This window comes from Gordonia alkanivorans NBRC 16433, assembly GCF_000225505.1.
GTDB lineage: Bacteria > Actinomycetota > Actinomycetes > Mycobacteriales > Mycobacteriaceae > Gordonia > Gordonia alkanivorans.
The window spans coordinates 1-11,040 of the sequence record NZ_BACI01000024.1 but is presented as its reverse complement, the minus strand read 5'-3'; the positions used below and the strand labels follow the sequence as shown (position 1 = coordinate 11,040).

The 11,040-nt window shown below is 57.0% G+C and carries 8 protein-coding genes and 4 tRNA genes; 11 read left to right on the top strand and 1 reads right to left on the bottom strand.

Going from position 1 to position 11,040, the window contains the following annotated elements; genetic code table 11:
• The first annotated feature begins 47 nt into the window (after positions 1-47).
• The 6 genes from GOALK_RS23285 to GOALK_RS23815 all read left to right on the top strand — a co-directional run bounded on the left by GOALK_RS23285 (position 48) and on the right by GOALK_RS23815 (position 8,638).
• Positions 48-1,469, top strand: coding sequence for a lipid II flippase MurJ (locus GOALK_RS23285; RefSeq protein ID WP_157139129.1), 1,422 nt, complete (start codon positions 48-50; stop codon positions 1,467-1,469).
• Positions 1,447-2,613 (top strand): polysaccharide pyruvyl transferase family protein, encoded by a 1,167-nt coding sequence (locus GOALK_RS23280; RefSeq protein WP_157139128.1) that lies wholly within the window; start codon positions 1,447-1,449, stop codon positions 2,611-2,613. The genes GOALK_RS23285 and GOALK_RS23280 overlap by 23 nt, the downstream gene beginning before the upstream one ends.
• Before the next feature lie 245 nt (positions 2,614-2,858).
• A complete protein-coding gene (locus GOALK_RS03255) occupies positions 2,859-3,686 on the top strand; it encodes a nitroreductase family protein (RefSeq protein ID WP_006357360.1) in 828 nt (275 codons plus the stop codon).
• Between the two features lie 362 nt (positions 3,687-4,048).
• On the top strand, positions 4,049-5,500 hold the full coding sequence (locus GOALK_RS23275) for a tyrosine-protein kinase domain-containing protein (RefSeq protein ID WP_006357359.1): 1,452 nt from the start codon (positions 4,049-4,051) through the stop codon (positions 5,498-5,500).
• Between the two features lie 390 nt (positions 5,501-5,890).
• Positions 5,891-7,141 carry an oligosaccharide repeat unit polymerase gene (locus tag GOALK_RS23820; protein ID WP_157139127.1) on the top strand — a complete coding sequence of 417 codons (1,251 nt, stop codon included), beginning with the start codon at positions 5,891-5,893 and terminating at the stop codon, positions 7,139-7,141.
• A 600-nt stretch (positions 7,142-7,741) separates the two neighbouring features.
• Complete coding sequence (locus GOALK_RS23815; RefSeq protein WP_157139126.1) at positions 7,742-8,638, top strand: right-handed parallel beta-helix repeat-containing protein; 897 nt, start codon at positions 7,742-7,744, stop codon at positions 8,636-8,638.
• Positions 8,639-8,922: 284 nt separating this feature from the next.
• Here GOALK_RS23815 and GOALK_RS03245 read toward each other — a convergent pair.
• A tRNA-Lys gene (locus tag GOALK_RS03245) sits at positions 8,923-8,998 on the bottom strand.
• 316 nt (positions 8,999-9,314) lie between these two features.
• Between GOALK_RS03245 and GOALK_RS03240 the strand changes: the two genes are divergently transcribed.
• The 5 genes from GOALK_RS03240 (at position 9,315) to GOALK_RS03220 (ending at position 10,951) form a co-directional block, all read left to right on the top strand.
• Positions 9,315-9,387: transfer RNA gene (locus GOALK_RS03240), tRNA-Glu, on the top strand.
• A gap of 48 nt (positions 9,388-9,435) precedes the next feature.
• Positions 9,436-9,512 (top strand) — tRNA-Asp (locus GOALK_RS03235).
• Between the two features lie 48 nt (positions 9,513-9,560).
• A tRNA-Phe gene (locus GOALK_RS03230) sits at positions 9,561-9,637 on the top strand.
• Positions 9,638-9,936: 299 nt separating this feature from the next.
• A complete protein-coding gene (locus GOALK_RS03225) occupies positions 9,937-10,566 on the top strand; it encodes a nucleotidyltransferase domain-containing protein (protein ID WP_006357356.1) in 630 nt (209 codons plus the stop codon).
• A 121-nt stretch (positions 10,567-10,687) separates the two neighbouring features.
• A complete protein-coding gene (locus GOALK_RS03220; RefSeq protein ID WP_006357355.1) occupies positions 10,688-10,951 on the top strand; it encodes a hypothetical protein in 264 nt (87 codons plus the stop codon).
• The last annotated feature ends 89 nt before the right edge of the window (positions 10,952-11,040 follow it).

Genomic DNA, 11,040 nt, shown 5'->3' with positions numbered 1-11,040 from the left:
ACGGCACGTCGGAAGTTGCGGCAGCGAATAGGTTGTCCCAGACGATTGTGTTCTCTCCGCTTAATCTAGTTACCAGCGATGCCCTGAGCGGGGCTTTCTTGCCACGATATGCGGCGACCAAGACAGATGACTTGCTCCGCGCTAGCGCCCTATATCGCGCTATGCGCTTCCTCCTGATAGTGGTTGGGGTTCTGGTAGTCGTAGCGCTGGTTGTATTTGGAAACGGTATCGTCGAAGTACTCGTTCCACAGTCAACGCAGCGTTTCACATCGCTTACCTACGCGATGGTTGTAGCGATGCTGGTGGGAGCAATTCCATACCTGCTGTACAACCTGGCGGGGTACCTCTGCATGGCGCACGACGATTATCTGCCTAGCAGCATCCGTGCAACGGGGCAGAGTATCGGGCTGATAGTGGGGACAGTCTGTGGGTACACGCTGAGTCGTCCCACGCTGCTCGCTTGGGGATTCACGGCGGCGTATCTCTTGATGTGGTCGTGGTGTGCTATCCGGGTCCAACGTAGGAATTATTTGTCCCCGTCAGTAGGCGGAGTCCTACGCATCTCGCAATTAAGGAGATACGTAGGCGCATCCCGAGAAATTGCACGACCTATGCGCCTTCTGATTTGGATGCCGATTCTTTCGCAGGTAGTAATTGTTACTGAAAAGTACTCAGCAGGTTCGCTTGGAACGTCAGCAATTGCGGCGGTAGACTACGCACGTATTATTTCTGAGACAGCTGTTCTTGTCATCTCGATGCCGATTGGACTCGCTGCTCTTCCACGTTTCGCAACGTTGTCAGCGCGCGAGTTTCGCGACTCTCTGGAGCGTGTAATCAGTGTCCTCATCCCAGTTGCCGTTGTCGTTAGTGTCCTGGCCTTCGTTGAGGCGAGAGGCATCGTGAAGGTACTTTTTGGACGCGGAGAATTCGACGAGGCATCGGTTAATCTCACTGCTGATATCAGCGCTGGCTTCGCGCTGGGAATATGGGCTCTGCTATTGAACTACTTTTTGACCAAAACGATGAACTCGCGGTTTCGCAACTGGGATGCGGTCGCAACTATTGCAATATCTGCGGTAGTCACGCTCACTGCTCGCCCATTTCTTGTGGGCGAACTCGGTGCTACGGGGCTTGGCCTTGCTGTATCGGTGGGTGCGATTATCGGTGCAATTTACGCTACCGCACGGCTGGCTGTATTTTTGCGAACTGTGACACTAATCGTGTCGATGTTCCCGACATTTGTAGTCGGATATCTGGTCGGAGCATATCTAGACGATTGCACATGGAATGGTGTTGCTGCTGGAATCGGCGCCGTTAGCTTAGTGGGGATTGTTAACATGCTGGCGGCACCCGCCCCGCGCGCAGCACTGCGATCGATTTTGTCGGGGCGCCGACGAGATGCGGAGATGGAGCGATCCGAACAGACTGCTCACAATGGGGAACTAATTGACCAAGAAAGTAGCGAGTGATTTAGGTATGGGCCCGAATGTTCTGGTAACTGGCGGCAACTTCAAGAACCAAGGCGCGTTCCTGATGCTGGTCGCTGCAGGAATAGCTGTTCGAGATTATCTCGGCGGACGACCTGTGATTCCGCTGCGATTCGGAACCGCTCGCCAGCGGATTGACATTGGGTACGAGACGCTTCTTGCTGAGGAACGTTTCGGAGTCCGGCCACGGTTGCCGCAGCTACCCCGGCGTGCTCGGGATCATTCCCCATATCTGTTCACTGGTGACATCGACGCTGTCCTGGATGTCACGGGCTTTGCGTTCGGAGACCAATGGTACAACGCACCTTTGATGCGGCGTGCGCAGAACTATGAATGGTGGGCAAGTCGTGGCGTCCCGGTAGTGATGCTGCCGCAGGCATTTGGCCCATTTGAGCTGACCGGGGAGCCTTCGCGAAGGGCAATTAGCGCATCGTCAGCAGTTTATCCAAGAGATGAGACCTCGTTCAAGCACGTGGAAGGGCTACTTGGTGCTGCGTCTCACCGGCGGATGGCTAGATATCCGGACTTCACCGTCAAGGTACCTGCGAGGAAGCCTGAGAAGCTCACAATAGACGAGCCGTATTGGTGCATCGTGCCGAATTGGAACATATACGAGCGCGCGGACAAGGAGGACGCCAGAAGGTATGTCGCGGGACTTGTTCGCGTCACTCGCTTCATTGGCGCACTCGGCGGGCGTGCTGTGGGTGTCTGCCACGAAGGAGCACGAGACCTGGAACTCTTACAGGAGGTCAAGCGCGAGTACACCGAGCTGGAGCTCGTTAGCGGACTGAATGGTCTTGAGCTGAAGTTTGTTTTGGGGCGCGCGCAGGGTGTGGTAAGCGGGCGTTACCATGCGATAATCAGCGCTCTGAGTCAGGGTGTACCCACGGTTATGCACGGGTGGAGTCACAAATATTCGTGGCTGGCTGCAGATTTTGGTTGGGACGGGAACTGTGTGTCTCCATTCGATGGTGGCGACGCCACCATCGACTTGTTGAATTCGTACGCTGAGGCGCGCGAAGAAATGTCGAAATCTTTGATTCTTAGTACTGAAAAAGTACATTCAGTGAATTTGGCGATGTGGCGCGAGGTCGCGCAAATCCTAGAAGTGGAGGATCGGATCTGATGAGAATTGCAGATGGGAGATCGGTCGCTCGCCGAGGTTACAGGAAGTGTGCGGATGGACTTCACGAACTGATCTTCGTTGGTGGTTACCCTGGGCGCTTGGCTCACTTCCTTGGTCCTGGTAGATACTCACGCGAACGGCGTGCAGTCTATTTGGGTGCGCGCCGACACATAGCGTTGAGGGCTGAGTCCAAAGAGAGGTTTTCTATTCGACGCCATATTCATATGATCGAGAAGGGGCTTTGCATGAAGCCTCGTCGCGATACCTTTGCAGAGGACTACATCCGCGAAACTGTGGCGGCGGTTCTCGATGCGGCGAACGACTCTAATTTTTCGCAGCTGGAGCTGTGTTGGTTCGAAGACGTATTGAATGCGTATTTTGATGCGACCGTGAGTTCGTCCTCAAACATAATTGCCGAGGCTCGACGTCAATACGCATTTCGGCTGAATCAGGCGCCGGCGGGTCGTGAATTGTGCGCGCCACGTCGTGTGTCGGACGGCAAGTCCCCTGTATCGATCGAGGATCTACGCGAGTTGGCCGATTTGCGGGAGTCGGTGCGTCACTATACTAGTGAGCCGGTTCCGACCTGCGTTGTGGACGAAGCGATCGATGTAGCGCTCCAGTCTCCGACTGCATGCAATCGGGTGCCTTGGCAAATTCGTGTGTTCACGAATTCTTCCGAAGTGCATGAAATCGCGTCGATAGCAATGGGTACGGCAGGCTACATTAAGTCTTTGTCGCATATCGCGGTACTTGTGGGGGACCTGTCCGCCTATTCGCACGATCGCGACCGCCACCTGATTTACATCGATGGATCTCTGGCTGCTATGTCCTTTATCCTCGCGCTTCGCGCGCAGAATATTTCGTCCTGCTGTATCAACTGGCCGGACATTCGGAACCGCGAAATCAGGATGGCAAAAAGACTTGGTCTCCAGCCCTATCAGAAAGTCGTGATGCTGATTGCGTTCGGATATGCAGATGAGGATGCAATCGTCCCGTTCTCAGGTAAGCGAGACCTCGAGTCCGTTAGGAAGTTCGGGGAGCTTAGTGTTTCGGGTGATGAAGTGAACTAAGATCGGGTCTTCGCTTCGGATTGACAGTTCGGCGAGCGGCCTGGCGGGAGCGCCGGTTCAGACAATTCGAAGTGAACCCGTGCCGCGATTCCCTTTCGAGTCGATAGTGCGAATACCGGCGGTCATTCAACGATCAGCTGGCCGTGTACTGATGTGGTGTATGGAACGGTCTCGGCTTCACCGGGGTAGCGCGAGGCAGATGCTTGCTTGCGGGTTGCGAGGAGGCGCTGGATGGGAGACGTTTAGAGGACCAGGTATCGCAGGTTGCAGTGCAGCCACCGGCAGATACGATCACGTTATAACCGCGCTGACGTGAATTTTGTCAAATCTGCGGCACTTAGCCGCACTAAGAATCAGGGGCCATGATGGTTACCGATGTAGAACAGTCTCTGCTTAGACGTGAGACCTTAAATACGTATCTAAACGCCTTCCGCTCTGCTTGGTGGGTGGTCGCTCTAGGTGCAGCCGTTTGTAGCGTGGCCGCGCTGGGGTTCTCGCTCCTCCAGACACCGCAATATAAGGCGTCGGCAACGCTCTACGTCACCGCGAGTCAGGGCAACAACACGGCGGCTGCGTATCAGGGCTCGCTCGCGTCGCAGGAGAGGGTTGCTTCGTATGTGAAACTCGCCGTGACTGAGTCAGTGCTCGCTGATGGGGTACAGCGGGCTGGACTTAATATCTCGGCGGACGATGCAGAGCACTCTGTCGCTGCGTCAGCGGCTTCAGACACATCTATTCTTTCGATCAGTGCAACGCGCGGAAGCGCTTGGGAAGCGACGCGGCTAGCTAACGGTACGGCGGAGGCGTTGGCCGAGTATGTGAGGACGCTCGAAACTCCAGCTGGTGGCGGTTCGCCGCTAGCCAAATTGACGGTCGTGGCGCCGGCCAGCGAGCCTTCGAGCCCGATAAGTCCACGAACTGGTCGGAACGTGGTGCTAGGAGCGGTGGTTGGACTGCTTATTGGTGCTGGTTGGGTAGTGGTGAGGACCAAGTACAACACGCGCATACATACAGAGTCGGACCTAGTGGCCGCGCTAGGCGTGCCCGTTCTAGCTGGGATCCCTCATGATGGCCGTTTCGATACGCATGCTATTGCCGAGTTTTCTTCCGGTGGTTCGGTGGCCGGCGAGGCTTTCAGAAAACTCCGGACGGCTCTTTCGTTCGTCAGTATCGATAATCCCCCTTCGGTCCTGGTGGTCACCAGCGCGGTTGCAGCTGAGGGTAAGACCACAGTGTCGATTAATCTCGCTGCTGCACTAGCCGACACCGGTCGATCGGTTTGCCTGGTAGACGCGGACTTACGTCGTCCACAGGTAGCGGGACGTCTTGGGCTCAACGAGAATGTCGGCCTGACTGATTGGCTTAGTGCGACTTCTGTCGAGTTAGTCGATCTTGTCCAATCAACTGCAACTGACGGACTGACCGTGCTCGCGAGCGGTTCGATACCACCGAATCCGGCAGAACTTTTGCAAGCACAGAGGGTGGGTGAGGGTCTGCGTGTGCTCGCAGCGAAGTTCGACTACGTAGTCGTCGATTCGGCCCCTGTTCTTCCAGTCGCGGACACGGTCTCTTTGTGTCAATGGGGCGATGGTGTAGTACTTGTCGCTCGAAGCGACGCATCTAGGACGAATGAGGTACGCGATGCGGTTGCTCATCTCGCCGTAACGGAGACCCCAGTTCTCGGTGGCGTGCTCACAGATTTGGCTCGCGATGCATTGCCATACGGCTACGGCTACGGTTACGGATACGCGCTACTGCATAGCAACTCCGATCTCGGTGAGTCAACTGACGTGGCCACGAAGATCCGTTCCTAGGTTCAGGTGTACTAATTTGTTGGTCTCCCCGTCCGTGTTGCCTCGAGTTCTTCGAGGCGGCGACTCCCGTGCGGCCGCCGCGGTGAAGAAGCGATCGCGAGGGGCGGCGCCCGTTCATGGAAAGAACAGAGGCCTAGGAAAGATTGCTTCTAGGAAAGGGTGGGGAAGCCAATGACGCCGATACCGCAGACTTCGCCAAGAACGTCCACTCTCGTATCTCCGAACCCGGAGAGTCAAATCATATCCGCATTTGTTGCGCTGCTCGGCGTGACACTCACGTACTATTTCGCGGTGGACGAGTTGACGGGTCCGACGATCTTGGGATTGCTTAACACCGGGATCTGTCTATACCGAGTGGTCAGCGACGCAGCTACTCCCGAGTCTGGTCCGATGGCGATCGTGTTCTGGCCATTTACCTTGGTCTGGTTATGTATAGCTCCGCTCGTGCAGTTGAAGAATCAAATCCTCCCGTGGCGCGATGTTGACCTCAGCGAGGTATTTTTCGGAGCCCAGTTGCTAACAAGCGTCGCGATTCTGAGTTACATCATAGGGACGTATGTTTCGCGCACGCGGCGGCTTGAAGCTTCGAGAGCTGAACATTTGGTTGGAACCGCTACGGCTTCGTTGCGACGGCCACGAACTTGGATTCCACTCGTTATAGGAGGACTGCTCGTAGTCCCAGTAATTGTCGTGTCTGGCAGCATTGGGGCACGATTCAAAACCAGGGACGAGGTAGGTGCTGCCTTTCAGTCAAGTGGCATTTCCGCGGTTGATGGTGACACCATTGAGCTCTTTATTCTGAATCGACTCCCGGCGGCGGCGGCAATGGTTGCCTTGTATGCATCGATTCGGATGATTAAGCGCGGCGAAGTTTCGCGCACTAGCTCAAGACTTTGTCTACTTGTCAGCTTAGTCTTGGTAATACTCTTGGCGAACCCTTTCTCAACCTCGAGATATATTGCATTCGCTGCAATTATTGTCGCGTTCCTAGCGGTGTTTCGGGCAGACACTGCAAGAAGGAAACTGGCGCTTGCAGTCGGCGCGATTGTGGGGATTCTCTACATTTACCCCCTGGCGACTTGGTTTAAGCGCGATTCGGTGAGGGGTCGTGAGCGGGACTCCTTCGCAGACATGTTTTTGACTGTCGATTTTGACGGCTTTCAGCAGATCGTGAATACGATGGTTCATGTACGTGAATCGGGTATCGGATTCGGTTCGCATGTACTGGCCGCACTCCTGTTCTTCGTGCCTCGGCGGTTCTGGGAGGGAAAGGCTGAACCAGCAAGCCTTGAAGTAGCGGCTTCACGAGGTTATAGTTTCGAGAACCTATCAATGCCAATATGGTCTGAGCTGTATTTGGATCTCGGAATAGTCGGCGTGATTATCGGCCTTTTCGCATATGGCTACTTCTCGTCTCGGCTTGATATCCACTATTCCTGCTCGCCGAATAGTCTGATGGGCGAACTCTGTGTGATCGTCGCTGGATGCCAATTTGGACTACTTCGAGGCCCGCTCGGGGCTCAGATTGTTTTCCTGGGTGCAGCCGTGGTGCTAGGCGTCTTGGTATTTGGCCGCAACCCGTTCGGGATTGACAAAATACGCGAAAGATACTCGCGAGTAGAATCGCACGACTCACGTTGATGTCGAAAGGCTCGTGCTTAGGACTGTTTCGGGCGGGTTGTCCACTACTACGGGGAGTGTCGTTGAGAATAGGACTCGGAGGAACGGTTAGAGCTGGTGGATCGCTGCGGGCATGAAGAGCAGGGAAGGCGTGGCCGCCGGTTTTGTGACGGGACGGTGATCGGTAGACGATCGATCCTTAAGCTGATCGGAATTTTCCCGATTGCGGCGGCCTGCTCGAACGGGGCTGACAAGCATGGTAGTAGGGCCGCTCGGACAACCGTGTCCGAGTCGGTGCGCACTCTAATCGTCGAGGGGATGTCCACTGATGGGGTAAACCGGTGGCTGGAGCGAAACAGAGGCGAAAGCGTTCGATTGGTCGGTACGCATCATTCAACTCGTCCAATCAAAGTTCATTCGGGTACTAATATAGACCTTACAAAGTGTGTACTTATACGCGCCTTTGAGGGAAAAGGGAACGGTAACGCTACGGTAGTCAACTCCGACCACGGTCTGGGCAATCGCGATATTGGGATAAGTTCTGGTCAGATGTATTCCATGCCTGGATGCATAGGGAAGCATTTCGGATTCGTCAATGTCAGGGGACTAGCCGTAGATGGTGTGACAATCTCGTCCTGTCTTGGCGACTTCATGGGATTGTTTATGAATTGCGAAAATGTGGTTCTTGAGCGTCTCAATTGGTTCTCCGGTACGGACGTCGGCGAGGACGGTCTACACCTTTACGGTGGGAAGAACTATTTGGTACGCAACTGCCATATTTCCTCTGGCGATGACGCTCTATCTCTGACCGTCGAATCTCCTGAAAACGAGCCGCTCGAAAAGGTTGTTGTTGAGAACTGCACTCTTTCATCGAGAATGGCTTCGGGAGTCAAGCTTCATGTGAAATCCGCTGCGAGTCAGGCGTTTATCGAAGATGTGTCGTTTAACGACGTAACGATCTCTTTACCGAAACTTCGATCGGGGCACGATGCAGTTCGGATTCTGGATGAACGGCACGGGGATAGTGGAATACGTAGAATACGACTGAACTCGGTGCTTGCTGATATGGGAGGTGGCCCGGGCACAGGCATGCGCGTTCATGGGGGGTCGGATATTCTGGTTCGCGGATGTAACTTTGTAAACGGACGAGGTGTGCAGTTCTGGGCGACGGCCAGTAATGGTCGTTCAGTTCGTGGTCTGGATATTCGAGATACCATTTTTGCCGGTTCGGAGTCTAGTAATCGCGAGGGGATAGTTCTGAGTCGATGCGAGAAATTCTCTCTTGTTCGGCTAACGGTTCAGAACTTTGGTTCGGCGGGTATCCAGCTAACTGACTGTAGGTATGGTGATTTGAGCGATAGCACCGTTATAAATTCAGGTGGCCCGGGTATTTTGTTGTCGAATGTCGGTCACGCGTCTGTGATTGGCAATGCGCTAATTGGCACAGGTCGGCCTGTAGTTGAAAATGGTGAGTCGGATGGAAATACCTTAGATCGCAATATCGTTTCCTCTTTTTGAGTTGCGGAGTATTTGATTAATCCCAACCGGCTTGAAAGTGGGCTCGCTTGTGGAAGGTGGTGGGCGACTGATACGTGTCCTTTACGCGGCAATTGCGTCTATGCAGGGGCAGGCGCAGGGGGCAGGTTTCGTTCTGACGACGGCGTCGTTGCGGACACCCTTCGGGATCTCAGGTGAATGTGTTTGCGGACCGCGAAGAACGCGCTCAACCGCCTCGGCACGATCGTCCCGGGGTTGACTTGTGAGCCTGTGGGGCTCGGATGGTTGCCTGTTCGGAATGGAAGTGGTGCCCCCACCAGGGCTCGAACCTGGGACCTGCGGATTAAAAGTCCGTAGCTCTACCAACTGAGCTATAGGGGCGTACCCGGCGAGCCGGGCGTCGATGAGTTTACAGCTTGCCCCGGCAGTCCGAGCGGGGGCCTACGCGTGTGTCGTGCGCGTGCGTTCGCCGCTCTGGGCCGGCGGCCTGCGCGTGCGCGCGGGGGAGTGCGCCCCGTTCTCAGTCAGCTCCCGGGACCTCGGTCGTGCGGCTTGTCGCGGCCTTCTGAACGAGGGTCTCCATGCGTCCTGCGCATACGCACCGAAAATGGCCGTTTTGGGCCTCTGACCACACGATTTGTGGTTTGCTCGAAACCTGTCATAAGCTATGCGAGCTCCCAGCGGAGAAGCGAGACCGGCCCCCTTCGTCTAGCGGCCTAGGACGCCGCCCTTTCAAGGCGGTAGCGCGGGTTCGAATCCCGTAGGGGGTACGCCTGGACGGCACTCGGCAACGAGAGTCTGACAGCACAATTAAACAAGGCCCTGTGGCGCAGTTGGTTAGCGCGCCGCCCTGTCACGGCGGAGGTCGCGGGTTCGAGTCCCGTCAGGGTCGCCAAAAGATGACCGGCGCATTCGGTTCTACCGGATGCGCCGGTTGTCTTAGGGCCAGGTAGCTCAGTTGGTACGAGCGTCCGCCTGAAAAGCGGAAGGTCGTCGGTTCGATCCCGACTCTGGCCACCATGAAAACCTCCCGGTTATCCGGGAGGTTTTTTTGGTGGTCGGAGGGGGTCTGGTGTCAGTGGCCCGGTGTCAGGGGCCCGACTCTATCTCGAGCAGTGGGGCGTCGAGGGCGGTCGACGGGGCCTGTCCGTCGTCGTGGGTTCACGGTGATCAGTCTGCCCCGCCCGCGGTGGCGTCGGTCGCCGTCTTACCTGCGGGCGCTGCTGATGCGCAGTCCGCGCAGGGGCGAGCGCGTCGTCCTCCAGCCGTTCTCCAACTATAGTTGTGTTACTCTAACTTTCGTTGGAGAGGGGTGCGCCATGCAGCTCAACAAGCCGTTCGCGACGGTGACGCCGACCCTCGACGGCGACGTGCTCGCGGTGCTGGCGGCCGCCGACCTCACATTCACGATCAGCCAGGTCCAGCGCATCCTCGGCAGCGCATCAGGGGAAGGCATCCGCAAGGTCCTCAACCGGCTCAGTGCACAGGGCGTGGTGCTGCACGATGAAGTAGGTCGGACGCACACCTACCGCCTCAACACCGAGCATCTCGCGGCCCCGCCGATCATGGCGCTCTCCCGGCTGAACTCCACCTTCCTGCAGCGCCTCGAAGAGCACTTCACCGAGTGGGAGACGGCGCTGCGGTACGCCGCGGTGTTCGGGTCGGCGGCGACGGGGCGGATGAGGCCCGACAGCGACATCGACGTGTTCCTGGTGCGCGCAACCGATTCCGAGGACGACGCGTGGGACCAGCGGGTCACCGGACTCGCTCGACTGATCACCGCGTGGACCGGCAACGACGGCCGGATCGTCGAGTACACCGAGGACGAGTTGCGCGCCGCGGTCGCCGCCGGCGAGCCGCTGCTCGGCGACGTGTCGACCCAGGGCCTCACCGTTGCGGGGACACGGGCCTGGTTCACCGCGCAACTGCGCCCGGCGAGGAGCTCGTGATGGCGGGGCAGCGCAAATGTGACGCCGCGGTCGCCGCCGGGCGCATGTCCAAGGCGACCGAGTTTCTCGATGCCGCCGACCATCTCGGACGGGAGATGCCCAACGCTGCCGGGGACTCTACGTGGATGCGGGTATCGCAGCCTCGGACGTCATCTGCTGCGCGCGGCTCGGCGTGCACTCCAACACCGGTAACCACAGCGAGGCCGTCGCCCTGCTCAAGCGGGCAGACAGCGGATCCGAACGGCACCTGAACACCCTCCTGAGCCGGAAGAACAAAGCGGCCTACACACATCAGGACCTCACCGCCGCGGAGTTGACGAAGATGGGCCGCGCGGCGGAGCCCCTGCTCGAGGCAGCCAAGAAGGTCGTGGCAGCCCGCGGATAGTTCGCCGTTTGCAGCTTCGTGTTCGGCGAGGACGATCCGCGTCCTCGGAACAGCGGAAGGTCGTCGGTTCGATCCCGACTCTGCCGGGT

Coding starts and splice junctions, on each gene's coding strand:
- GOALK_RS03225 (WP_006357356.1), top strand. CDS start 9,937: ATGCAGCTCAACAAGCCGTTCGCGACGGTGACGCCGACCCTCGACGGC.
- GOALK_RS23820 (WP_157139127.1), top strand. CDS start 5,891: ATGGCGATCGTGTTCTGGCCATTTACCTTGGTCTGGTTATGTATAGCT.
- GOALK_RS23275 (WP_006357359.1), top strand. CDS start 4,049: ATGATGGTTACCGATGTAGAACAGTCTCTGCTTAGACGTGAGACCTTA.
- GOALK_RS03255 (WP_006357360.1), top strand. CDS start 2,859: ATGAAGCCTCGTCGCGATACCTTTGCAGAGGACTACATCCGCGAAACT.